This window comes from Pseudoalteromonas sp. 5Ae-yellow (genome assembly GCF_014077565.1).
GTDB lineage: Bacteria > Pseudomonadota > Gammaproteobacteria > Enterobacterales > Alteromonadaceae > Pseudoalteromonas.
The window spans coordinates 25,931-48,303 of the sequence record NZ_JACGWD010000008.1; the positions used below are offsets into that span (position 1 = coordinate 25,931).

Annotated in this window: 24 protein-coding genes and 1 other RNA gene; 14 read left to right on the forward strand and 11 right to left on the reverse strand. The window is 39.2% G+C overall.

Going from position 1 to position 22,373, the window contains the following annotated elements; all coding sequences use genetic code 11:
* Positions 1 to 25: 25 nt before the first annotated feature.
* Entirely contained in the window at positions 26 to 469 is a 444-nt protein-coding gene (locus H4J63_RS03860) for a YhcB family protein (protein WP_182194653.1), read from the reverse strand.
* A gap of 134 nt (positions 470 to 603) precedes the next feature.
* Here H4J63_RS03860 and zapE point away from each other — a divergent pair, with 134 nt between their 5' ends.
* From zapE to H4J63_RS03900, 8 genes are all read left to right on the forward strand, one after another.
* A complete protein-coding gene (gene zapE, locus H4J63_RS03865) occupies positions 604 to 1,692 on the forward strand; it encodes a cell division protein ZapE (RefSeq protein ID WP_182194656.1) in 1,089 nt (362 codons plus the stop codon).
* Positions 1,693 to 1,974: 282 nt separating this feature from the next.
* Positions 1,975 to 2,403: a 50S ribosomal protein L13 gene (gene rplM, locus H4J63_RS03870; RefSeq protein ID WP_002957960.1), complete on the forward strand. Its 429-nt coding sequence runs from the start codon at positions 1,975 to 1,977 to the stop codon at positions 2,401 to 2,403.
* 8 nt (positions 2,404 to 2,411) lie between these two features.
* Positions 2,412 to 2,804 carry a 30S ribosomal protein S9 gene (rpsI, locus tag H4J63_RS03875; protein WP_024595789.1) on the forward strand — a complete coding sequence of 131 codons (393 nt, stop codon included), beginning with the start codon at positions 2,412 to 2,414 and terminating at the stop codon, positions 2,802 to 2,804.
* 581 nt (positions 2,805 to 3,385) lie between these two features.
* Positions 3,386 to 3,976, forward strand: a complete 591-nt coding sequence (gene petA / locus H4J63_RS03880) for a ubiquinol-cytochrome c reductase iron-sulfur subunit (protein ID WP_002957962.1) — start codon at positions 3,386 to 3,388, stop codon at positions 3,974 to 3,976.
* Positions 3,976 to 5,241, forward strand: a complete 1,266-nt coding sequence (locus H4J63_RS03885) for a cytochrome b N-terminal domain-containing protein (RefSeq protein ID WP_182194659.1) — start codon at positions 3,976 to 3,978, stop codon at positions 5,239 to 5,241. Before petA ends, H4J63_RS03885 begins: the two co-directional genes overlap by 1 nt.
* Positions 5,238 to 5,987, forward strand: a complete 750-nt coding sequence (locus tag H4J63_RS03890) for a cytochrome c1 (RefSeq protein ID WP_002957964.1) — start codon at positions 5,238 to 5,240, stop codon at positions 5,985 to 5,987. Before H4J63_RS03885 ends, H4J63_RS03890 begins: the two co-directional genes overlap by 4 nt.
* An 80-nt stretch (positions 5,988 to 6,067) precedes the next feature.
* Entirely contained in the window at positions 6,068 to 6,694 is a 627-nt protein-coding gene (gene sspA, locus H4J63_RS03895; protein WP_002957965.1) for a stringent starvation protein SspA, read from the forward strand.
* On the forward strand, positions 6,694 to 7,131 hold the full coding sequence (locus H4J63_RS03900; protein ID WP_024606346.1) for a ClpXP protease specificity-enhancing factor: 438 nt from the start codon (positions 6,694 to 6,696) through the stop codon (positions 7,129 to 7,131). Before sspA ends, H4J63_RS03900 begins: the two co-directional genes overlap by 1 nt.
* A gap of 57 nt (positions 7,132 to 7,188) precedes the next feature.
* On the opposite strand, the gene dolP is transcribed toward H4J63_RS03900, so the two are convergent.
* Genes dolP through H4J63_RS03920 form a run of 4 tightly spaced genes read right to left on the reverse strand, consistent with a single transcriptional unit; the run spans position 7,189 to position 10,647 of the window.
* The gene (gene dolP, locus H4J63_RS03905) at positions 7,189 to 7,755 is read right to left on the reverse strand and encodes a division/outer membrane stress-associated lipid-binding lipoprotein (protein ID WP_024606345.1); all 567 of its coding nucleotides are present in this window, start codon (positions 7,753 to 7,755) and stop codon (positions 7,189 to 7,191) included.
* Entirely contained in the window at positions 7,748 to 8,341 is a 594-nt protein-coding gene (locus H4J63_RS03910) for an SIS domain-containing protein (protein ID WP_002957968.1), read from the reverse strand. The genes dolP and H4J63_RS03910 overlap by 8 nt, the downstream gene beginning before the upstream one ends.
* A 32-nt stretch (positions 8,342 to 8,373) precedes the next feature.
* Positions 8,374 to 8,745 (reverse strand): YraN family protein, encoded by a 372-nt coding sequence (locus H4J63_RS03915; RefSeq protein WP_002957970.1) that lies wholly within the window; start codon positions 8,743 to 8,745, stop codon positions 8,374 to 8,376.
* A 24-nt stretch (positions 8,746 to 8,769) separates the two neighbouring features.
* Positions 8,770 to 10,647, reverse strand: a complete 1,878-nt coding sequence (locus H4J63_RS03920; RefSeq protein WP_182194662.1) for a penicillin-binding protein activator — start codon at positions 10,645 to 10,647, stop codon at positions 8,770 to 8,772.
* 61 nt (positions 10,648 to 10,708) lie between these two features.
* On the opposite strand from H4J63_RS03920, the gene rsmI reads away from it, so the two are divergent.
* Together rsmI and rnpB are read left to right on the forward strand one after the other, a co-directional pair.
* Positions 10,709 to 11,566 carry a 16S rRNA (cytidine(1402)-2'-O)-methyltransferase gene (rsmI, locus tag H4J63_RS03925; protein WP_024595588.1) on the forward strand — a complete coding sequence of 286 codons (858 nt, stop codon included), beginning with the start codon at positions 10,709 to 10,711 and terminating at the stop codon, positions 11,564 to 11,566.
* A gap of 41 nt (positions 11,567 to 11,607) precedes the next feature.
* Positions 11,608 to 11,985: RNase P RNA component class A (rnpB, locus tag H4J63_RS03930), an RNA gene on the forward strand.
* A gap of 74 nt (positions 11,986 to 12,059) precedes the next feature.
* On the opposite strand, the gene H4J63_RS03935 is transcribed toward rnpB, so the two are convergent.
* Positions 12,060 to 13,139: a mechanosensitive ion channel family protein gene (locus H4J63_RS03935; protein WP_182194664.1), complete on the reverse strand. Its 1,080-nt coding sequence runs from the start codon at positions 13,137 to 13,139 to the stop codon at positions 12,060 to 12,062.
* A gap of 127 nt (positions 13,140 to 13,266) precedes the next feature.
* Between H4J63_RS03935 and H4J63_RS03940 the strand changes: the two genes are divergently transcribed.
* Complete coding sequence (locus H4J63_RS03940) at positions 13,267 to 14,220, forward strand: YihY/virulence factor BrkB family protein (protein ID WP_024595416.1); 954 nt, start codon at positions 13,267 to 13,269, stop codon at positions 14,218 to 14,220.
* A 3-nt stretch (positions 14,221 to 14,223) separates the two neighbouring features.
* Here H4J63_RS03940 and H4J63_RS03945 read toward each other — a convergent pair whose 3' ends face one another.
* Both H4J63_RS03945 and H4J63_RS03950 read right to left on the reverse strand, forming a co-directional pair.
* Positions 14,224 to 15,108 (reverse strand): LysR family transcriptional regulator, encoded by an 885-nt coding sequence (locus tag H4J63_RS03945; protein ID WP_024603535.1) that lies wholly within the window; start codon positions 15,106 to 15,108, stop codon positions 14,224 to 14,226.
* An 88-nt stretch (positions 15,109 to 15,196) separates the two neighbouring features.
* Positions 15,197 to 18,301: an EAL domain-containing protein gene (locus tag H4J63_RS03950; protein WP_182194667.1), complete on the reverse strand. Its 3,105-nt coding sequence runs from the start codon at positions 18,299 to 18,301 to the stop codon at positions 15,197 to 15,199.
* Positions 18,302 to 18,502: 201 nt separating this feature from the next.
* Between H4J63_RS03950 and H4J63_RS03955 the strand changes: the two genes are divergently transcribed.
* Positions 18,503 to 19,345, forward strand: a complete 843-nt coding sequence (locus tag H4J63_RS03955; protein WP_024606341.1) for a pirin family protein — start codon at positions 18,503 to 18,505, stop codon at positions 19,343 to 19,345.
* A 20-nt stretch (positions 19,346 to 19,365) separates the two neighbouring features.
* Complete coding sequence (locus H4J63_RS03960; protein WP_024596384.1) at positions 19,366 to 20,340, forward strand: glutathione S-transferase family protein; 975 nt, start codon at positions 19,366 to 19,368, stop codon at positions 20,338 to 20,340.
* A gap of 3 nt (positions 20,341 to 20,343) precedes the next feature.
* Here the strand turns inward: H4J63_RS03960 and H4J63_RS03965 are convergent, their stop codons facing one another.
* Genes H4J63_RS03965 through H4J63_RS03975 form a run of 3 tightly spaced genes read right to left on the reverse strand, consistent with a single transcriptional unit; the run spans position 20,344 to position 21,388 of the window.
* Positions 20,344 to 20,586, reverse strand: coding sequence for a hypothetical protein (locus H4J63_RS03965; RefSeq protein WP_024596383.1), 243 nt, complete (start codon positions 20,584 to 20,586; stop codon positions 20,344 to 20,346).
* A 10-nt stretch (positions 20,587 to 20,596) separates the two neighbouring features.
* Positions 20,597 to 21,043, reverse strand: a complete 447-nt coding sequence (locus H4J63_RS03970) for a hypothetical protein (RefSeq protein ID WP_182194670.1) — start codon at positions 21,041 to 21,043, stop codon at positions 20,597 to 20,599.
* A 6-nt stretch (positions 21,044 to 21,049) separates the two neighbouring features.
* A complete protein-coding gene (locus tag H4J63_RS03975; protein WP_182194673.1) occupies positions 21,050 to 21,388 on the reverse strand; it encodes a DUF883 domain-containing protein in 339 nt (112 codons plus the stop codon).
* Between the two features lie 499 nt (positions 21,389 to 21,887).
* Here H4J63_RS03975 and mraZ point away from each other — a divergent pair, with 499 nt between their 5' ends.
* Positions 21,888 to 22,346: a division/cell wall cluster transcriptional repressor MraZ gene (gene mraZ, locus H4J63_RS03980; protein WP_007582904.1), complete on the forward strand. Its 459-nt coding sequence runs from the start codon at positions 21,888 to 21,890 to the stop codon at positions 22,344 to 22,346.
* Positions 22,347 to 22,373: the final 27 nt, after the last annotated feature.

Below are 22,373 nucleotides of genomic sequence, written 5' to 3' on the forward strand. Positions count from 1 at the left end.
GACTATGGGGTCAAAAAAAAGTTCATCAAGATGCTTTAGAATGTTCTGAAACTTTATTTTGACCAGCAAATAAACCTGATTCACCTGATACATAATCAGCTGGTTGTGCTGCCGCTGTAGAACGATCGCATTGACGCTCTTTTAATGAAGCCTGCAGTTGTTCTGTAGTTTCTTTTGAAAAGAATGGTTCAGCTGGTGCTTTATTTCTATCTTCTAGAAGAAGCTGGTTTGTTTCTTCAACGTGACTAAGCAGTTGATCATAGTTTTCTTTCATTTTATTTACGAGCTTACCAGTATTCGCTAAATGATCAGCGACATCTTGGCGATACTGCTCAAGCGCACTTTGTGCTTGTTCCGCTTGCTCTTTTAGTTCATCTTGTTTGAACTGTTTTTTAGTTACAAATGCACCAATAAAAAATGCTACAACAGCAACAATAACAATCAAACCTACCCACATAACTGTGCCCATAAAAACTACCCCTTTGGGAAAATAACTAACGAATGCCGATTCAATTATAAATCATACTAAGTGTAATATACCCCGAGTTATGATGCGTGTTAATATGCTTTGCAAATTAAACTGTGTTTTAACTGTAAATAGATATGACTCCTTGGCAAACATACCAACAAGACTTAAAGCGAGATGACTTTGTACACGACGCAGCACAAGAAAATGCTGTGCGCCATTTACAACGTCTATACGATGACCTAACTCAGATAAAGCCAAAACAAAAAGGCTTTTTTGCTAAGCTATTTAGTAAAGAAGAACCTGCGCCTGTAAAAGGTTTGTACTTTTGGGGGGGAGTAGGGCGTGGTAAAACTTATTTAGTTGACACTTTTTACGAATCATTACCGGGCACACGTAAAATGCGTGTGCACTTTCATCGATTTATGCACCGAGTGCATAACGAGCTTAAAAAGCTAAATAATACGGCTAATCCATTAGAAAAAATTGCTGACACTTTTAAAGCAGAAACAGACATTATTTGCTTTGATGAGTTTTTTGTACAAGACATTACTGATGCCATGCTATTAGGTGGCTTAATGGAAGCGCTATTTGCACGGGGCATAGTACTTGTAGCAACCTCTAATATAGTGCCTGATGAACTTTACAGAAATGGCTTACAGCGAGCGCGTTTTATGCCAGCAATTGAGCTTGTTAAAAAAAATACCGAGATAGTTAATGTAGATTCAGGTATTGATTACCGATTACGTACTTTAGAGCAAGCTGAAATTTTTCATAGTCCGTTAGATGAAGATGCGGATAAGAACCTATTTGAGTACTTCGATAAGTTATCGCCAGAGCCAGGGCAATTAGATGAGCCGATAGAGATAGAAGGGCGAAAAATCAAAACGCGTAAAGTAGCTAAATGCGTTGTGATGTTTGAGTTTAGTGAATTGTGCGAAACAGCACGTAGCCAGGTCGATTACATGGAGATTAGCCGCTTATACAATACGGTGATTATTTCTAACGTAAAACAGCTAGGGCAAACTAATGATGATGCTGCTAGACGCTTTATTGCTTTAGTGGATGAATTTTATGAGCGCCATGTAACTTTAATTATATCGGCTGAAAAACCTATTACCGAACTTTATACCCAAGGTAATTTAAACTTTGAATTTAAGCGTTGTATTAGTCGTTTACAAGAAATGCAATCCTTAGAATATTTAGCTAGAGAGCATTTAGTTTAAATAAGTAAGTAAATGTGTAATAGGGCAACTATAAAAAAGAGGTACATATATAGTACTTCTTATTTCTGAAATTTCTTGTGGAAAAAACAACCGGCGAGTAGCAATGTGTTTTAAGTGCTGGTATACTCCCGCGTCTGCCACGTTGCGTTCTATGTCCTCATATAGTCTAGCCACTTGTGAGCGGCGCAAAAGTCTAAAACTCGAAGGGGTTATAGCAAACTTAGAGCAGTAGTTAATATTAACTACTTGTGGTTTTAATTGAAAAACATTGGATTTTTATAAATGAAAACGTTTGTTGCTAAACCAGAAACAGTAAAACGTGACTGGTACGTAGTTGACGCTGAAGGTAAAACTTTAGGTCGCATCGCTACTGAAATCGCTCACCGCCTACGCGGTAAGCATAAAGCTGAATACACTCCTCACGTAGATACTGGTGATTACATCATCGTTATCAACGCTGAAAAAGTTACTGTAACTGGTAACAAATTCAAAGATAAAGTGTACTACGCTCACTCTGGTTTTCCAGGTGGCCTTAAGTCTACTACTTTTGATAAACTTCAAGCTGCAAAGCCTGAAATGATCATCGAGAAAGCTGTAAAAGGCATGTTGCCACGTGGTCCTTTAGGCCGCGCTATGTACCGTAAACTTAAAGTTTACGCAGGTACTGAGCATAACCATGCTGCACAACAGCCTCAGGTTCTAGACATTTAAGGAGCACCATCATGGCAAATCAATACTACGGTACAGGTCGTCGTAAAAGTTCAAGTGCTCGCGTATTCTTACGCCCAGGCACTGGTAACATCGTAATCAACAAACGCTCTCTAGAAGAGTATTTTGGTCGCGAAACAGCACGCATGGTTGTTCATCAAGCTCTTGAGCTAGTTGATATGACTGAAAAATTTGACCTTTACATCACCGTTTCTGGTGGTGGTACAACTGGTCAAGCTGGTGCTATCCGTCACGGTATCACTCGTGCACTTATGGAGTTTGACGAGTCACTACGCCCACAACTTCGTAAAGCAGGTTTTGTTACACGTGATGCACGTAAAGTTGAACGTAAGAAAGTGGGTCTTAAGAAAGCGCGTAAGCGTCCACAGTTCTCAAAACGTTAATCTATACGTTATCAAGAATTCAAAAACCCAGCTTATGCTGGGTTTTTTGTTTTCAAATCAAAAAGTTTACATTTGCTACTTAATTTAAATTTGTTTATAGCGGTCGCCATACTTGGTATTGCTGTAATTAATGATGATCAAATTTATTAATAACTGCGTATTAATCGAACGAAAGTTAAAAAACACTCAGATAGCTGCAAAAAAGTTAAATAATTATCGTAATTAGTTTAAATCCATCAGTTAATTGGTGGAATTTTTTGCTACAATTGGCGTGGAAGTAAAATGAGTGAGTTTAACGACACTATGTACAGTTTTTACTGTTTCCTCTTAGTGGTGTTGATCTCGGTCAGTATATTGTTTTTACAGAAGCGTTATTATAGTCGTTCGGCTTTATTCTCGAGCTAGCTTAATCAAATTTTTGATCAAGTTAGGTTTATTCGAGCATGGGGCTTTGAATAACCTTGTTTTAATCAAGGGTTTTAATTATGATCGCTTCTATTTTAAAAATTTCGAATAATTAACCTGCTGTAACTGATGTTCTCAATATAGCAAGTGTTGAGAATCATAGTGGAGATAAGTGGATGAGCAATGCGCCTGTAGACAATGGCCGACGTCGCTTTTTAACCATAGCTACCTCTGTTGTAGGTGGTGTTGGTGCGGCTGGGGCTGCTGTTCCTTTTATTGCGTCTTGGAATCCAAGTGAGCGAGCTAAATCTGCGGGTGCGCCTGTAGAAGTAGATATCAGCAAACTTGAGCCTGGACAATTAATACGTGTCGAGTGGCGTGGTAAACCTGTATGGGTTGTATCACGTACCCCAAAAATGCTTGAGCAGATGAAAGAACATGAAGGTCAACTTCGTGATCCGCAATCGCAAGAGCCACAACAATTAGAATCATCAACAAATGATTACCGTTCATTACGTCCAGAAATATTTTTGGCTGTAGGTATTTGTACGCATTTAGGATGTTCACCAGGCTTTTTACAAGGTAATTTTGGTGAGAAAGTAGAAGGGACTGATGACGGTTTCTACTGCCCGTGCCACGGTTCTAAATTTGATATGGCTGGTCGAGTATTTCAATCGGTACCTGCACCATTAAACTTAGAAATACCACCTTATACTTTTCTAGATGACACCACTATTTTAGTGGGCGAAGAAAGAGGGGTAGCCTAATGTTTGGTAAGATTATTGGTTGGATAGACGACCGAATCCCAATGACACGTGTTTGGAACATGCACATTGCACAGTATCCAGCACCTAAAAACTTTAACTTCTGGTACTTTTTTGGCTCACTAGCCATGTTAGTACTAGTAAACCAAATCCTAACAGGTATTTGGTTGACGATGAACTTTGTTCCGTCTGCTGAAGGTGCTTTTGCCTCGGTAGAGTACATCATGCGTGATGTAGAATATGGCTGGTTACTACGTTACTTGCACTCAACAGGTGCATCAGCGTTTTTCATCGTTGTATATATGCATATGTTCCGTGGCATGATCTACGGTTCTTACCAAAAACCGCGTGAATTACTGTGGTTATTTGGTATGTTCATTTTCTTAGCGCTAATGGCTGAAGCATTCATGGGATACTTATTACCATGGGGCCAAATGTCGTTCTGGGGCGCACAAGTAATCATTTCATTATTCGGTGCTATTCCGGTTATTGGTGATGACTTAACACTTTGGATCCGTGGTGACTACGTAATATCAGGTGCAACGCTTAATCGCTTCTTTGCATTACATGTAATTGCACTACCACTGGTTATTGTAATCTTAGTTTTCTTACACATTGTTGCTCTACACGAAGTGGGTTCAAATAACCCTGAAGGTATTGAGATTAAACGTAAGAAAGGCTCAGTAGCTGAAGAAGATAAGCCTAAATTTAAATTCCATGAGTATTACACTAACAAAAAAGACATTGTTGATGCGATACCGTTCCACCCTTACTACACAGTTAAAGATATTGTGGGTGTGGTTGGTTTCTTAATACTGTTTTGTTGGGTTGTGTTCTTTATGCCGGCGATGAATGGCTTCTTTTTAGAAGGTCCAAACTTCGAGGCAGCTAACCCACTTAAGACACCTGAGCATATTTTCCCGGTTTGGTACTTTACGCCATTCTATGCAATCTTACGTGCAATCCCTGATAAGCTAATCGGTGTTGCGGCGATGGGTGCATCGATTGTAGTACTTGCATTACTACCTTGGATTGACCGTGGTAGAGTTAAATCGGTTCGTTACCGTTGTAGTTTCCATAAATGGAACATTGCAGGCTTTGTTGTAACTTTCGTTCTTCTTGGTTGGGTTGGTGCAACTCCACAAACTGATATGAAAACGATTATTTCTCAAATCTGTACTGTGACTTACTTTATGTTCTTCGTACTGTTGTTTGTATACAGTAAGAACGAAAAAACTAAGCCATTGCCAGAGAGGTTAACGAAATGATGAAGAAGCTTATTATTGGTTTATTTGCTTTATCAGTAAACTTGTTGCCTAACATGGTTATGGCAGCAGGTCCGTCGGTTCCTTTAATGGAAGCGAATAACGACCTTACTGATCAACCATCTTTACAACGCGGTGCAAAGTTGTTCATGAACTACTGTCTTGGTTGTCACCAAATGCAGTATCAACGTTATGAGCGTACTTTTCGTGATATCGGTATCCCAACAGAAGTTGGTTTAGAGCAGTTAATTTTTGACGGCTCTAAAGTCGGTAGCCATATCACAAACGCAATTACAAAAGATGATGCAGCAAAATGGTTTGGTGCGGCTCCGCCGGATTTAACTCTTATTGCACGTGTAAAATCACCAGATTATATTTACACGTACCTAAAATCGTTTTATAAAGATGAATCTCGCCCGTTTGGAGTTAACAATATTGTTTTTCCATCGGTAGGTATGCCTCATGTTCTTCAAGAACTACAAGGTTTACCAACGCCTATCACTAAAGAAGTAGAAGAACATGGCCACACTGTGACCAAAGTTATTGCTACTGAAACTGATGGTACGGGTGAATTAAGCGTAGATGAATACGACCAAGCGGCTCGTGATTTAACAAACTTCCTTGAGTACGTGGGTGAACCTTCACGTCTTGAATCGGAAGCGCTAGGTATTAAGGTAATAGGATTCTTAATAATTCTATTTATCTTGGCATTTATGCTTAAGAAAGAATACTGGAGAGATGTTCATTAAGTTGAACATTTTTAAAGGTAATTTTGCAATAGGGGCTTAAGCCCCTTTTGCTGTTTTAGTTATTTAATGGAGGTATAGGCATGGCCGTAGCTGCCAATAAGCGCCCTGTAATGACCCTTTTTTCTGGTGCTAACTGTATGTATAGCCACCAAGTACGTATTGTACTTGCGGAAAAAGGTGTAAGTGTAGATATTCATTTGGCTGAAAAAGATAACTTGCCAGAAGCACTTCACGAAATTAACCCTTACGGCACAGTGCCAACACTGATTGACCGTGAGCTTGGTTTATACCAGGCAAACATCATCATGGAATACCTTGATGAGCGTTTTCCTCATCCTCCACTAATGCCTGTTTACCCGGTAATGCGTGGTCGTAGCCGCTTAATGATGCATCGTATTGATACTGATTGGTACAGCCTAGCTGACAAAATCAGTAACAACACGTCAGATGCTGCTCAAGCTCGTAAAGAGCTAACAGAAGCATTACTTGCTGTAGCACCTATTTTTAGCGAAGCACCTTACTTTATGAGTGAAGAGTTTAGCTTAGTAGATTGTTATTTAGCTCCACTATTATGGCGTTTACCAGAGTTTGGTATTGAGCTGAATGGTGCAGGTTCTAAAGAGCTTAAAGAGTATATGATCCGTTTATTTGAACGTGAGTCATTCCAAGCCTCTTTAACTGAAGCTGAGCGTGAGATCCGTTTATAATGACGCCTAATCGTCCTTATTTATTACGTGCTTTTTTTGATTGGATAGTCGATAACGAGTGTACACCGCATTTAGTGGTAGACGCTGGGTTTGCAAATGTACAAGTGCCAACACAGTTTGTTCAAGACGGACAAATTGTTTTAAACATAAGTCCATCAGCGGTCACACAGTTTTCGTTAGACTTAACTCAACTTAGCTTCAATGCGCGCTTTGGTGGTCAGCCAATGCAAGTGTATGTGCCTCTAGGTGCTGTGCTTGCAATATACGCGCGTGAAAATGGCGAAGGAACAGTCTTTACTACAGATGAGTTTTTAGAGGACGAAGACGATTTTGTGCCTGAGCTTGAAAGTGTTGATTCATCAGCTGAATTTATTGATGAAACACCACCAGAAAAGCCACAGAAGAAAAAAGGCTCTCATTTACGCGTTATTAAATAATAAGTAAATGCAAAAAAAACCGCTTAATAAGCGGTTTTTTTATGTCTGTGTTTAACTTTACATATATTCAAACACTTTAATTACACGCTCTACGCCTGATACATTACGGGCTATATTTACCGCCTGGGTAGATTCAGAGTCAGACACTAAACCCATTAAAAATACTTCAGCGTTTTCTGTAACCACTTTAATATTATTACTGCTAATGTCTTTTGCGGTGAGTAGCTGGCCTTTTACTTTAGAAGTAAGCCAAGAGTCGTGAGTTTGTGTAGTAATGCCAATATTTGAACCAATACGAATTTGGTTATGTATCTTACGAATACCTGAAACGCCCTCAATGGTACGCTGTGCTTCGTTTCTCATTTCTTCATTAGATACTTGGCCTACAAGTAAAACAATACCGTTAACGCTTACAGCGCTTATATTGGCAAACTTTTCAAGGCGTTCTACTTCGCTAAGTGCAATACTCGCTTTTATTTCAATATTGTTATCGTCAATTTGAGAGCCAATGGTACGGCGATCGTTCGCTGCAGTTACTGCACTGGCTGTACCTGCAACAACAGCAGCTGCGCAGCCTTGTAGTAATACAACAGTACCTAAAACAATAAGAGAGCGTTTAAACATAATTTTCATCCTGAGGGAAAAGCGTTAAATCAACAAGTTCGCTTAAACAATGTAAGTTAACTAAATGGGATTCGATAATGCGGCTAGGGCGTTTAGATGGGGATCTAATTTCAACATCGTTAGGGCCAAGTAGGCCAACCAACTCGCCACCATCATCACCAACCATAACTATGACCTTCATATCTTTAGTTAGTGCAGCTTCAACGGCAGAAATAACATGTTTTTCGTTACCGTTAATAGCCAGTACAAGCAATAAATCACCTTGCTGGGCAAAAGCGCGGACTTGACGAGCAAATGTATCGTGATCGTCTACCTGAGTACTTTGTCCAAGGTTAACGTTTTCTTGCGATAGAGCAATTGCCGGCAAACAAGGACGCTCGGTTTCATAGTGATTAACCAATACACCCGCCATGTGCTGGGCGAGCATGTGGCAATTAGCAGTACCGCAGCAAATGAGTTTATTTCCGTTGATCAGACTTTGTGCAATAGTAAATGCAGCTGACTCAAGCGCACTAGGTAGCACTTCACCAGCAGCGATTTGAACTTGAATGCTTTCTGTAAAAATTTCTTTAATTGTGTCTTGCATAGCCTACCAATAATTTATCTTTGTATTTGCGTTTAAAATACATTTTTAAGCCAATTAATATTAGGAGATGCTTCTCCTGTAATGGCTACATAATCAATTCTTAGTGCTTGGTTAGTTAAATTTTTAGCTGCTAAGTAATGATAAATACTACGTTTTAATCGAGCTTGTTTTTGTGGGCTAAGTGCATAGTTGGCACCGCCACGGGCATTATTTTTGCGAAACTTGACCTCAATGAATACAAGGGTGTCGCCTTCTTTCATAATGACATCAAGCTCGCCAAAGGGGCAGTAATAATTACGTTCAATGGGTGTTAAGCCCTGAGTAACTAAGTATTTTTGCGCTTCAAGCTCATAATACTGGCCTTTTTCGCGACTATTGTGCCACAGCTCTTTAAACCACGACATGCCGCCCCCTTAACTTAATAAAGTTTAATTTATAGTTTGTATATCACCCGCTGATTGCATAAACAATGGTACCGGGCGTTGTGTTTCTAATTGCACAGGCTTAATGCGACGGTTTGTATATTGAGCCCAGTCGAGCATACGTTCTATATGGCCGCTGGTATTAACAGATAGCTTACCGCTTAAACCACTATATTGGTTGCCTGGCATTACGCTTAACTGTCTAATGTCATGTAATATTGATACTGCATCGTACGCCATTGCAAATAAGCGTTGGCTAATATCAATTTGCTCAGGCCATAGAGAGTTGTACTGCTGGCGTAAATTATGTTGTTTAATTTGTGAATCAAGCATCCACGGTAATTCAGTGAAGTATAGGCCGTCTAAGTCGCCTTTGTCTGTACTGTCAATTTGCTTACTATGACTTTTAGAGCTTGCATAAAGTGGGATACGATCAGCAAATGTACTGACGTTTACATCAAGGTAAGGTTTAATTAAGCGAGTTTCTATTGCATCACCCAAAATATAAATAACGTCTATATCACTGCGTGAACGCGTTTCGTTTTCTACTTCTTGCCTAAATAATGCTTTAACTGTTTGTATGCGATCTTTTGACTTATCAACTTCTAATAAGCTGGTAATTGTGTTCGGCATATCTTTTTTATCGTTATAAAAACCTATTTGTGGCTTGGTTTCGCTGTAGCGTTGCCACTGTAGGTTAAAATAATCAACTAAACGTTGGCCATTTGCATTATTTGGCGCAAGCAGCATAGGCTTTTGATAGCCCTTAGTTAAAAAGTGTTCCAGAGCTTGTTGTATTTCGTGCTCAGGGTTCAATGCAAAGTAATAATGCTGAAGCGAAATGCGCTCACCATCAAAGGTGTTTAAATGCAGTACCGGAGTATCAATAAGAGTTTGTGCATTGGCTAGTTTATCAATATTTGCTTTAAGTAGAGGACCAATTACAAAATCAGGCTTTATTTCTTCAAGTTGCGCTGCGATTTCCTCAGTGCTTAGGTTTTCATCAATAAAAATAGTGTCGTTGATAGTTCGCGTATCAAGTGCAGCTAACACACCGGCTTTAAGGGCATCACCTAAGCGTTCGTTAGGGCCTGATTGTGGAAACAACACAACTAAACGCTCTATATTGATAGGGGCGAGCTCAGTAAGCATTTCATCCTGTTCAGGTAATACAGAAAAAGCCGGATGCCCAATATAGCGTCTGCGCCAATTATTAATTGCTTGGTCTAGCTCCACGCCGCTACTTGCATATACTTGATAGTATAGACCAAGGTTTACCCAGCCTTGCTGGATAACCGAACCACGGTTAAAACGTTCAAGCGCATATGAAGAGAGCTGTTTTAAGTTATCCCACAAATTTTGATTGAGCTGAGGGATTTCTATATTGTTTTTTGTGGCTGTTTCAGAGGCTCTAAAGAAATAGGGGGCAGCTTTTTTTGGAAAATTTTGCGATGCATAAATACTGGCCGTTAAAAACTGATGCCATGCAAAATGCTCGGGTTGAGTAAGTTGTCCGTCTAGCGATTGCAAAATCACCAAAGCTTGATCATTCTTATTCTGTTGTTTTTGTGCAAATGCAATATAAAGACGGTTTTGGATTTGATCAACACTTGCGGTTAATTCAAGCTCATTACCGATTTTCTCTAACAAAGGCCAGTTTTGCTCACTAATTGCAGCATCGCGGGCGCTATACAATAACTGTATTTTATCGGCACCTTGGCGGTTTTGCGCCAATTGGTAGATAGATTGCGCACTGGTTGCCTGATTTTGCAGTGCATTAGTGCGGTTACTTACGTTATCGCTGTTTTTAGTTGGTTTTTCGGTTGTGCTACACGCCGATAACCCTGACAATATAATTAATAGACTAACTAGTTTAAGTCGCACAATGATTTCCCAATACGTTAACGCGATTTGCTTATATTACTGACTGACGCAGGAGACCTCAATGTTAAATGAGGAGAATTCACAGAAAATTGGCACTCTTTACATTGTTGCCACCCCAATTGGCAATTATGACGACTTAAGTCACCGTGCCATTGCGACATTATCGCAAGTTGACTTAATAGCTGCTGAAGACACTCGCCATACCGGCAAGCTACTTAGCCACTTTGGAATTAAGGCAAAAACGTTTGCATTACACGACCACAACGAAAAGCAAAAAGCACAGCAAATTATTGATCAACTTAATCAAGGTTTAAATATTGCTTTAGTATCTGACGCTGGTACACCGCTAATTAGTGATCCAGGCTACGCTGTGGTAAATCTATGTCGCGAACAAGGCGCTCATGTTACACCTGTTCCAGGTGCATGTGCTGCAATTACAGCCGTATGTTGTTCAGGCTTACCAACTGATCGCTTTCAGTTTATTGGTTTCACGCCAGCTAAAAGCAAAGCTCGCCAAGACTTTTTTACCGAAGCTGTTAACTCAGGCATTACCAGCATAATGTACGAAAGTACGCACCGTATTATGGCAAGCCTTGATGATTTAGCACTAGCCCTTGGAGATGAGCAGCAAGTCGTGTTTGCTAAAGAGCTAACCAAAACCTTTGAAACATTTTTTAATGGTAGTGTAAGTGAGCTTAAACAATTTTTAACTGATGATCCTACCAAGCAGCGCGGCGAAATAGTGCTTATGCTTGCGGGTAAACCAAAGCAAATAGACGATGTTCCGCCAGAAGCGCGCAAAATGCTGGCACTTCTTGAGAGTGAAATGCCAATGAAAAAAGCCTGTGGCGTTGTAGCCGAATACTTTGGTATGAAGAAAAACGCTTTATATAAAACAATTATTGAAGAAAAAGAGTAAATTTTACTGCGCTTAGTATTAGCCTCATGTATACTGCGCGCCGAGTCAGCCAAGATGATCGCTGCCTGTGACGAAAATGATCAGGGGGAGGAAAGTCCGGGCTCCATAGGGCAGAGTGCCAGCTAACGGCTGGGGGGCGTGAGCCCACGACAAGTGCAGCAGAGAGGAGACCGCCAATCTCGATTGGTAAGGGTGAAAGGGTGCGGTAAGAGCGCACCGGGCCGCTAGTAATAGTCGGTTGCAAGGTAAACTCCACTCGGAGCAAGACCAAATAGGGTTCTATCATTTTAAATAATGAACGCGTGGCCCACGTGAGAACCGGGTAGGTTGCTTGAGCCATAGAGCGATTTATGGCCTAGACGAATGATTATCACTTTCTTCGGAAAGGACAAAACCCGGCTTATAGGCTGACTCACTCATTCAATAAAAAGCCCGCAGTTAATACTGCGGGCTTTTTTGTGTCTAAATTTTAGTTAATACAACTTCAGCATCTTTAAATAATATTTTTACCTTGTTCTGGATCGCGAGATTGCTCTGCTTGTTCACGTATTTCGTCGGTATCACTGCTTACATCATCAAGTGTTTTAGTTTGATCAACTGTTTCATTCTTTTCGTTTTGTATTTGCGATGGTTGTTCTTCCCCGAAACTAGAAACATTTTCATTAGGGTCGGTGAGTATAATTCTCTCTCGTGCGTCATCAGGCATACTGATGCTTTGTTTTGTGAATTCATTGACTAATTCGCGCATAAGCTGGGAAGCTACTTTTAATGGACTGTGTTGCTCGCTATTAACCCAAAAATACAAAACGAAGTTAATAGTAGATGAGCCTAAGTTTTTTATTAAAACTTGCGCGGGTGGATCGCTAAGCACCGCATTTTGTTGATTGGCAATATCTAGGGCGAGGGTTTGTGTGCTGCGTATATCGTTATCATAGCCAATACCAATTTCTACTTTTCCGCGCATTTTTGGATTGGCAGTCAGGTTTTTAATAGTATTTTTATATACCGTCGCATTGGGTATTTGAATATGATTGCCATCGTAATCAACAAGTGTGGTTGCTCTTGCGGTTACTTTTTTAACAACACCTAAACGATTGTCTACTTCAATTACATCGTCGATTTTAAAAGGCCTTTGTATGCTCAGTAATAAACTAGCGATAAAGTTCTCAGCTATGTCTCTAAAGGCAAAACCTAATATAAGTCCTATTAGTCCCGTTCCACTCATAATGGCAACAGCAAACTCGGTAAGCCCTGCTAAGCGCAGGAATAAGTACACGCCAAATAAAATAATTAAAGTGCTTATACTGCGCCTAACAACTAGATGAACTAGTTTACTGTCAGTCATGTAGTCAATAGGCTTTATAAGCAATCGAGAAAGTGGCCCTGCAATTAAATAGCTTAATGCTAAAAGTATTATACCGAGTAATAGTGTGGGTAATATTTGCGCTGTTGCATGAAGTAATTGCACAGCTTGTTCATGAAAAAACTGCCACGTAAACACATCGCCTTGAAAACTTTGTGTGCTGGGAAGCGTATTGTTTAAAGCTATAATGTTTGATTGGCTACTAGGCATGGCTTATCGTCCGTGTTTGGTTTTTATAATCGTTAATATTAGGTAACAGCAAGTTTAGTACCAAATACTTTATTTAACTTGGCAAACATTTTGCTGTAGTAATGTAATACAAATATTGAGGTTTAGAATGAAAGAAGCTAAACGAGGACAGCAAGCTGAGCAGCCTGGTCATATCCCTTTTATAGGTTGGTGGGATATTGTTAAGCGCATTTTTAAGCAAATGAGTGAAGATAACTTATCTATAGTGGCAGCGGGTGTGGCATTTTATGCGTTACTTGCTATTTTTCCGGCCATTGCGGCGATGGTATCTGTGTATGCATACTTTTCATCCCCTGCAGATATTAGTGATCATTTAAGTAAAATAGTTACTTTGCTCCCACCAAGTACCAGTGAACTAATCTTATCTCAGGTTTCTAGCCTTGCAAAAACATCAAGTGCCAGCTTGAGCTTAAGTGCAATTGGTACGCTTATACTTACCATTTGGAGTAGTTCTAAGGGCAGCCAAGCACTTATTACTGCGTGTAATATTAGTTATCGTGAATATGATAAACGTTCATTTTTTAAAGCTCAATTAGTACGCTTTTTATTTTCGGTAGGGGCGATTGTTGTCGCAATTTTTGCGTTATTAATTATTGGTATTTTACCTATTGTGCTTAATTTAGTGGGGCTAAAAGAAAGTATAGATTTATTAATTAAACTCATCTCTTGGCCATTATTAGCTTTTACCTTTAATTTTGCATTGGTACTTTTATATCGTTATGCCCCACACCGTAAACCGGCCAAATGGCGTTGGATCACGATGGGTTCGTCTATTGCTACTGTACTTTGGATTTTGGCATCTATAGGTTTTTCTTTTTATGTGTCGCGTTTTTCTAGTTACAACGAAACTTACGGCTCACTAGGTGGTGTAGTGATCATGTTGATGTGGTTGTATATCAGCGCTTATATAATCACATTAGGTGCTGTTATTAATGCAGCTACTGAGCAGCAAACAGGTAAAGACAGTACTATAGGCCCAGCTAAAGAGCGTGGGCAGCGAGGCGCCTATGTGGCAGATCACCTCGATGTAAAAAACGAATAGCTATTAGCTAAAGTTAGTGAGAGCTATAAGCTGCTCTTTAAACTCTTGTGCTGCAGGACCAAGCCTGTCGTTGTCGTTGCACATTAAATATAAATTAAGGGTACGGGTTGTACCTTGGTCTAAATTAAGTGGGATGAGCGTTTTATCTTCAATTAAATGTGCTATTTGTGTTTTTGGCAGCCAAGCGTAACCCAAATTTTGATTAACCATATCAATAGAGTTGCGTAAATGGCTGACTGTCCAGCGCATATCAGCACCTAACCAGCCATCATTGTGACTGGTGTGGGTTGCTGAGTCGCGAACTACTATTTGCCGGTGTAGCTTTAAATCGCGAAAGTTGAGTTGTTCAGTTTGTTGGTGTAATACATGGTCTTTATGCGCAACGGCTATAAACTCTATATCGCATAACGTACTGCAACTAATTCCATAGATAGGAATTGATGAAATGGCTAAATCAACCACTGAGTTATGTAGTAATTCGTTTGCACCGGTTAGCACGCTTTCTACTAAATCAATCTTTAAAAGCGGGTAAAGTTCACTCGTTTTAGCAAGTGCCTGGTATAAAATGGTGTGTGGAAAAACTTCATCAACAGCTATTTTTAATGTGCTTTCTACGCCTTCGCTTAGTGTACTTGCTACCGATTCTATTTTAGTTGCTTCTTCAATTAAAAATTCAGCTCTGCGTAAAATTAGTTTACCGCTATCGGTTAAAAATGCTTTACGACCTTTTACTTCAAGCAACTTAATTTGCAAGGCGGCTTCAAGTTTTTGAACAGCATGGTGTACGGTTGACTGACTTTTATGTACAGCCGCACTTGCGCCTGCAAATCCGCCGTGATCCACAACCGCTTTAAACATTCGCCATTGCTCTAATGTTGCTTTTGCCATTTTTAAATCCTGTTACTACTTATATCTGATTGCTTAACTTGACCGCGCAGACGCATTATTTATTGCGTAACAGTAATTTTTTGTTTATTTATTTTAATAAAGCGACTTTTTTATCAGATAGAAGTGCCATAAAGCTGCTTTTATTTAAAGGTCTTGAAAATAAATAACCTTGTCCGTAATCACATCCGGCTTCAAGTAATAGCTGCATTTGTAATTTAGTTTCAATTCCTTCGGCGATTACTTTTAAGCCCAGTTGATGCGCCATAACAATTATTGCTTCACACAGTGCAAGTTCTTGACTGCCTACTTGGATATTATCAACAAAACGTTTATCTATTTTTAAATAATCGGTATCCATTTCTTGTAAGTAAGCGAGTGACGAATATCCTGTACCAAAATCATCAAGGGCAAGCTGCATACCTGATTTTACTATTTCTTTTAAGCGACGTTGCGTTAATGCTTCGGGGTTAATCATTAGGCCTTCAGTTATTTCCGCCACAATTGAGGATGCAGGTAATTTTGCAGCTTTTAGCATATCGTACCATTCATCTATACCACTCTCTGGCGTGGATAACTGCACTGGCGACACGTTTACACTTATTTGAAAAGTATCATCGGTTAGGGTTTTTATATCGTTAAGCGTTTGCAAGGTTTGAGCAAATACAAATTGGCCAATTGCATTTATTTGCCTGGTCTCTTCAGCAAGTGAAATAAATGCGACAGGGCTAATTAGGCCTTTTTCGGGATGTTGCCAACGAATAAGTGCTTCAGCTTTATGAATATGTAAATCATTCAAAGCAACAATGGGCTGATAAAACAATTCAAATTGTTCAAGTTCAATGGCACTTCGTAAGTCTTTTAATAGCACCATGCGCGCGTGTGCATATTCGCGCATGTCAGCAGAGAAAAACTCAAAACAGTTACGACCATTACTTTTTGCTTTATACATAGCCTGATCGGCTGCTTTTAAAAGCTGTTCAGTATTTTCACCATCATTAGGGGCGCATGCTATGCCCATGCTGGCGCTAATAAATAACTCTTCGTTTTCAAGATGCAAAGCCGACGATAGGTTAAGCAAAATATTACTGGCAATTTGATTAATATGACGCGTACTTTTTATACGATTAAACACAATAACAAACTCATCACCACCAATACGTGCCACAAACTCAGCATTTTTTGCCGACTGAACTATGCGTTGCGATACGAGTTTTAATAAGTTATCGCCATAGTGATGGCCTAATGTGTCATTAATATCTTTAAAGTGATCTATATCTAAAAGCATGACAACCAATTGATTGTCGGGAGTAACAATGCTTGAAAATCGTTGATTTAATCGCTCCTTTAACTCTAAACGATTTGGTAAGTCAGTTAGGTGATCATAGTGAGCTTGTCGCCAAATTGTTTCATCGGCTTGTTTTTTCTCAGTAAGGTCTGTAAATATCGCGATTCGACGAATAGGTGCGTTGTTTGTATCATAAACCGTATCGATTGTGAGCCACTCAGAGTAAAGCTGCCCGTTCTTTTTACGGTTAATAACCTCGCCTTGCCAGCGGCCTGTTTGCTGTAATTCAGACCACATTTTATTGTAAAAATTCTTATCATGTTTTCCTGATGAAAGAATTGAAGAGGAGCGCCCAATAACTTCTTCTTTACTATATAAAGTCGTTTTGCAAAACGCAGGGTTTACATCAAATATTATACCCGCTGGATCGGTGATTATCATGCCTTCACTACTGTTGTTATACACTAGCGAGGCAAGGTGGAGTGCTTCTTCATTTATTTTTCGTTGTGTTATATCTCTTAGCACAACAACGTATTCATTTTTACTTTGCATTGCACTAATACGCGCTTCAAAGCTGCGTTTAGGATCTGATTTTTCGAGTGTAAATTCTAAATTACTCGAAACATCAAGCTTAGATAACTGCGATAACAAAAGCTGCACATTGTTGTGAGAAAGTATTGATGATAAATGAGGTACTGCAGTGCTGTTTGGGTTTACTTGAGGCTTAAATTGCCCCGTTATGTTGAGAATATCGCCATGGATGTTAATTCTAACGTAACTGTCGGGTAGAGTATTAAGCAAGCTGGTAAGCTCATCGTGCTTGTTTTTTAAATTAGCCTCGGCGGTTAACCTAGTTTGCGCCATTGATTTAAAGCGCTGATAGAGAGTATTTAGCTCTGGATTATTTGGCTGTGTTTTTTGTGACGGCATTTCGCCCTTAGCCAACACGTTTGTTGCATTTGTTAGATTATTAATTGGGTCGATAATGCTGGTTTTAAGCAGCTTACGTGCAATTAAACATAGCACTAGCAGTGATAAAATAAATACACCAATCGCTATAAAAAAATTATTATTTATTTGCTTTAAAGCATGCGTAATAGGAAGTGCAATATGTATATTTAAGCTGTTATTACTCGGATCTTTATAAATAATAGAGTGATGAAGCATTCGATCTTCACCCTCAATAGATTTTATTTTTGTTGATGCCTCATTATCAATCGAAGAATCAGTTGCTAATAAAGTCTTTGCAATATTATCGCCAAGGGCTGCAGTTGTTGGTGGGTAACGCGCTAAAATTTTTCCATTAGAATCAGCGATTGCAGCAATAGAGCCAGGTGGCAGTTCAATATTATTAAAAGCATTGTTCCACCAGTCAAGCGCAACAACGATAACTACAACGCCCTGAATTACATTTTTTTTATTAATGATAGGTAACGCAAAGCTAAGGGTGTTTTTTTGCAAGTTTCTATCGTGCTGAAAATAACCTACTGACAATTGGTTACTTTTTAAGGCATTTTGAAAATACGCACGATCTGCAATACTTATTGTTTTGGTTAATCCGCTTGTTGTACACATAACAATGCCATTTGGATCTATAATCCCGATATTGGCAACATGGGCATAAATAGCTCTAAATTGATTAAAATAATTAGGGCATGACGTAGCTAGATCTTCTTTCTTACTTTCCTCTTTAGCCAAATAACGCGCTAAACGGTCAATATCATCGACTAAGTGCTTTTGCTGTAAAATTAATTGCTTAGCAATGTTTTCTACTTTTTTTTCACTTTGCTCAATAGAGTGGTGGCGTTCAAGCAGCAGAGTAAAAATAATTACAGCGGTGCCCGGAATACTTAGCAATATAAGCAAACGATAAAGCTGATGTTTGAGAGAATAAGTAAAAATAACCATTCCTTAGTTTCGTATTTTGCAATAACAATTGTAGCCAAATTCACTCCAAATAACCATAATAATTATAAGGTTGAAAATGTAACCAATGAATCAATGTCGTTCTATTTTATAGAACCTTAAGCTCGATTTAAAGACATAGTTATTTTGTTTAATGAATGATTTAATAGCCTCATAAACTTATTCTTTAGAGTGAATTAAAAAATGAAAATATCAAAAATACTTACAGCTTATGCAACTCAAGATGGCGATGGCGTGAGCATTAGCCGTATACCTGGGTTTGATGGTAAATATTTAGATCCGTTTTTGATGATTGATGAACTTAAGTCAGACGACAAAAAAGATTATATGGGAGGCTTTCCAGAGCATCCGCACCGAGGAATTGAAACGTTTACTTATATTCTAAAAGGTGGCTTTGAACATCGTGACCAAATGGGTAACAAAGAAGCAATTAAAGCAGGCGATGTGCAATGGATGAGCACAGGGCGCGGCGTCATGCACAGTGAAATGCCACTCGCTGATGCTATAGATGGTCTGCATGGCTTTCAAATTTGGATAAACATGCCAAGCGCAGAAAAAATGCGTGATTCACGTTATCAAGATACGACTAAAAACCCAGCTCCTAGTTTTACAAATACGCAAGGCGTGACGTTAAAAGCACTTGCGGGATCGTGGCAGTTCGAAAGTGAAACGCTTGCAAGCGAGCTGCAAAGTTTAGCTGCTAATGCGGCGCTCGCTGATATTACATTACCTGCTGGTAAAAGCACTTATTTAGAGCCTCTTAGCCAACAAAAAGTAATGCTTTATATTCATAGCGGCTCACTAATAATGAGCGACAATCAAGCAATACCAGCGGGTAAGTTACTTATTTTAGAACCAGGCAGTGATATTAATATTAGCTCTGAGCACGGCGCTGGTGTTTTGGTTTTAGCAGGCGATCCACTTAATCAACCTATTGCTCATATGGGGCCGTTTGTAATGACGACGCAAGCAGAAGTACAGCAAGCAGTGCGTGATTATCAAAACGGTGAGTTTGGCAAAATATAACGGTATTTTAGGAGAGTTTTATGGGATTATTAGTTAACGGCCAATGGCAAGATAAATGGTACGACACAGATTCAAGTAACGGTAAGTTTGAACGCGAAACGGCGCAGTTACGTCACTGGGTAACTGTTGATGGTAGCGCTGGAATAACGGGCGAGGCCGGATTTAAAGCACAAGCGAACAGGTATCATTTATATGTGTCACTTGCGTGTCCTTGGGCGCATCGAACGCTTATATTTAGAGCGTTAAAAGGGTTGCAAGATTTAATTACGGTGTCGGTTGTTAGCCCTGATATGCTTGATAGTGGTTGGGCTTTTGATACGCAAAACCACAGTACTGGTGATGCTTTATTTAATAGTAACTACTTACATCAAGTGTATATAAAAAATAATCCTAAGTATTCCGGGCGAGTTACCGTACCCGTATTGTGGGATAAAAAGCTAAATAAAATTGTCAGTAATGAGTCTGCCGATATTATACGTATGTTCAATAGTGCATTTAATGAATTAACAGGTAATAATGATGATTACTACCCAGAGGCACTACGACCAAAAATTGATGAATTAAATGCGTTGATTTATCCAAATATAAATAATGGTGTTTATCGTACGGGATTCGCAACAACTCAAGATGCATACGAAGAGGCGTTTAACGATTTATTCAAAGCACTCGATAAAGTAGAAGGGATACTGAGCAAGCAGCGTTATTTAACAGGTAATAGGCTCACCGAGGCAGATTGGCGACTATTCACTACACTCATTCGGTTTGATAGTGTGTACGTTGGCCATTTTAAATGTAATTTACGCACAATTGAAAGCTATCCTGCATTAAGTGGATACCTTAGGGAGCTATATCAAGTTAAAGGAGTGGCTGAAACAGTTGATTTTTATCATATTAAGCGTCATTACTATTTTAGTCACACAATGATCAACCCAACACAAGTTGTGCCAAGTGGTCCAAGTATTGATTACTTATCTGATCACGGTAGAAATGTTTAGCGCTTAAGCTATCAAGTTCACTAGCCAGCCGTATTTTCTTACGAAGCTGGTTTCGCTTTTACCCGCTTGTACTGCTGCACCTGCGATAAAGGCACTTGAAAGCCCAACTTTGGTTACGGCAAAACGCTTTAGTCTATATTGGAACGCTGCATGATGTTGGCGTTTCAATTCACTGCGCGTATCCATTTGCTTACTCAGAGCATCAACGTTTTCATTAGGTGCTTTAATTAAGTAGTTAACTAACATAGTAATTTCCTTATAAGTTAAACAGCTGTTTTAAGCTTTTAAGTGTTTTACTAAAGCCAATTTTATTGCTTAGGTAAACCGTATTTTTCCAAAGCCATGCTAAACAAGCAACTTGCAGCAAAGTAGCTGTTGCAATACTCAGCCATACTGACCCAAAAACATCGTATACACCGTATCCAACAGCACCTAGAAATCCTGCCCACAACAAAACCAAACCACTGGCAAAGCATCCTAAAAATATAGTGATCAATGCAAGCGATCTAAGCGATAACCGCCATTCAGCTTTAGCAAGCTGGTGGGTGATCTTTCCTTGAGTTTGGTAATCATCCTTGAGCTGCTTAGAATACTCTAAAAGCATTGCAACATGATCTTGCCAATCATCCTTTTGGCTATGTTGCTCAGTAGTTTGGTCTTGCGCATTACCATCCTTGGTTGCTGTTGTTTGTGGGTTATTCATCACTAATTACTTACGACGAAGTAGTGATGTGATTAGCATACCCGCAGCAAAAGCAATACCCGCAGTTGCTAATGGATTTTCAGAAGCAAAAGCACGAGTTTTTGCAGTACATTCGCTTAGTTTTTCACGTGCAATAAGTTGTTTTTCGTTCAATGCATCTGCTGAGCTAGAAGCTCCTTTACGCACACTGCTTTCAGCTGTTGCAGCTTTGCTAGAAAGTGCATCTACAGCATCGTGCGCCGCTGATGTTGCTTTCTCTGTAAGAGGTGATTCAGTATTTGTTAGTTTAACGTCAGGCTTAACATCTGAAGTTGTGTTTGGTTTCGTATTTGTTGCAGTAGCCATAATCAATCCTTAATAAGTTAAAAAATTTAAATAGTGATTTAGATAATGCAATGATTAAACCAAAACTGTTTTTTAGTTTTAATGTGTTGAATGTATTGGTTTTTGTTGTTTTTGTGTAGCTTTTTCACATTTGATAATTTAAAGCAAACAGTAACTATTACTACACGGTTAGGTAAATTTTACAAAGGGAGTAAAAATGCTTAAAAAGTTGTAAATATTCATTGGTTATTCAGTAAGCAAAGCGTGTAAACAGAAAGTTATAAAAAACAGAATAGATATTTTTTTCATCACAATCCCACTTTTTCCCACATAATTCAAACGCTTCGCTTGAGCCCTTATTTTTTCTAGCTTTGGGACTCACTAAAGCTGGTCAGCTTACTTGACAAAATGGCTTGTCAAGCCCTAAACTGGAGCACTGTGGTAAAAAGTGGTTTTTAGTGGATCTCATTGGATAAAATAAACAAAAAATTGAATAAAACAATTTCAAAGTAGGTTTTTTATGTTTCGTGGCGCGAGTTCACTGAGTTTGGATGATAAGGGGCGTTTTGCGGTACCGACAAAGTACCGAGAATCTCTGTTGTCTGAAGATCAGGGGACAGTTATTTGTACCGTCGCATTAAATGAACCGTGTTTATGGTTATATCCATTGGCTGAGTGGCTCGAAATAGAAAGCCGTTTAGCGAAAATATCTAATATGAATCCACGAGCTCGACGAATGCAACGTATGTTGCTAGGTAACGCTACAGAGTATCAACTTGATAAAAATGGTCGAATTTTGCTTGCGCCGTCATTACGTGCCCATGCATCTCTTGGCAAAAAAATCATGCTGGTTGGTTTGATGAATAAGTTTGAAATTTGGGACGAGGCGCGTTGGCACGAGCAAATGCAGCAAGATACTGAGCTTGAAAGGCTTGGTGATTTTGAACCTAACCAAGATTTAGATAATTTTACACTCTAACGGCACAAAAAAAGGCACACAATAGCT

Bases quoted from the DNA above. Each gene is read 5' to 3' on its own strand.
- H4J63_RS03860 (WP_182194653.1), bottom strand. From the start codon at position 469: ATGGGCACAGTTATGTGGGTAGGTTTGATTGTTATTGTTGCTGTTGTA.
- zapE (WP_182194656.1), top strand. From the start codon at position 604: ATGACTCCTTGGCAAACATACCAACAAGACTTAAAGCGAGATGACTTT.
- rplM (WP_002957960.1), top strand. From the start codon at position 1,975: ATGAAAACGTTTGTTGCTAAACCAGAAACAGTAAAACGTGACTGGTAC.
- petA (WP_002957962.1), top strand. From the start codon at position 3,386: ATGAGCAATGCGCCTGTAGACAATGGCCGACGTCGCTTTTTAACCATA.
- H4J63_RS03885 (WP_182194659.1), top strand. From the start codon at position 3,976: ATGTTTGGTAAGATTATTGGTTGGATAGACGACCGAATCCCAATGACA.
- H4J63_RS03890 (WP_002957964.1), top strand. From the start codon at position 5,238: ATGATGAAGAAGCTTATTATTGGTTTATTTGCTTTATCAGTAAACTTG.
- sspA (WP_002957965.1), top strand. From the start codon at position 6,068: ATGGCCGTAGCTGCCAATAAGCGCCCTGTAATGACCCTTTTTTCTGGT.
- H4J63_RS03900 (WP_024606346.1), top strand. From the start codon at position 6,694: ATGACGCCTAATCGTCCTTATTTATTACGTGCTTTTTTTGATTGGATA.
- dolP (WP_024606345.1), bottom strand. From the start codon at position 7,755: ATGTTTAAACGCTCTCTTATTGTTTTAGGTACTGTTGTATTACTACAA.
- H4J63_RS03910 (WP_002957968.1), bottom strand. From the start codon at position 8,341: ATGCAAGACACAATTAAAGAAATTTTTACAGAAAGCATTCAAGTTCAA.
- H4J63_RS03915 (WP_002957970.1), bottom strand. From the start codon at position 8,745: ATGTCGTGGTTTAAAGAGCTGTGGCACAATAGTCGCGAAAAAGGCCAG.
- rsmI (WP_024595588.1), top strand. From the start codon at position 10,709: ATGTTAAATGAGGAGAATTCACAGAAAATTGGCACTCTTTACATTGTT.
- H4J63_RS03935 (WP_182194664.1), bottom strand. From the start codon at position 13,139: ATGCCTAGTAGCCAATCAAACATTATAGCTTTAAACAATACGCTTCCC.
- H4J63_RS03940 (WP_024595416.1), top strand. From the start codon at position 13,267: ATGAAAGAAGCTAAACGAGGACAGCAAGCTGAGCAGCCTGGTCATATC.
- H4J63_RS03945 (WP_024603535.1), bottom strand. From the start codon at position 15,108: ATGGCAAAAGCAACATTAGAGCAATGGCGAATGTTTAAAGCGGTTGTG.
- H4J63_RS03950 (WP_182194667.1), bottom strand. From the start codon at position 18,301: ATGGTTATTTTTACTTATTCTCTCAAACATCAGCTTTATCGTTTGCTT.
- H4J63_RS03955 (WP_024606341.1), top strand. From the start codon at position 18,503: ATGAAAATATCAAAAATACTTACAGCTTATGCAACTCAAGATGGCGAT.
- H4J63_RS03960 (WP_024596384.1), top strand. From the start codon at position 19,366: ATGGGATTATTAGTTAACGGCCAATGGCAAGATAAATGGTACGACACA.
- H4J63_RS03965 (WP_024596383.1), bottom strand. From the start codon at position 20,586: ATGTTAGTTAACTACTTAATTAAAGCACCTAATGAAAACGTTGATGCT.
- H4J63_RS03970 (WP_182194670.1), bottom strand. From the start codon at position 21,043: ATGAATAACCCACAAACAACAGCAACCAAGGATGGTAATGCGCAAGAC.
- H4J63_RS03975 (WP_182194673.1), bottom strand. From the start codon at position 21,388: ATGGCTACTGCAACAAATACGAAACCAAACACAACTTCAGATGTTAAG.
- mraZ (WP_007582904.1), top strand. From the start codon at position 21,888: ATGTTTCGTGGCGCGAGTTCACTGAGTTTGGATGATAAGGGGCGTTTT.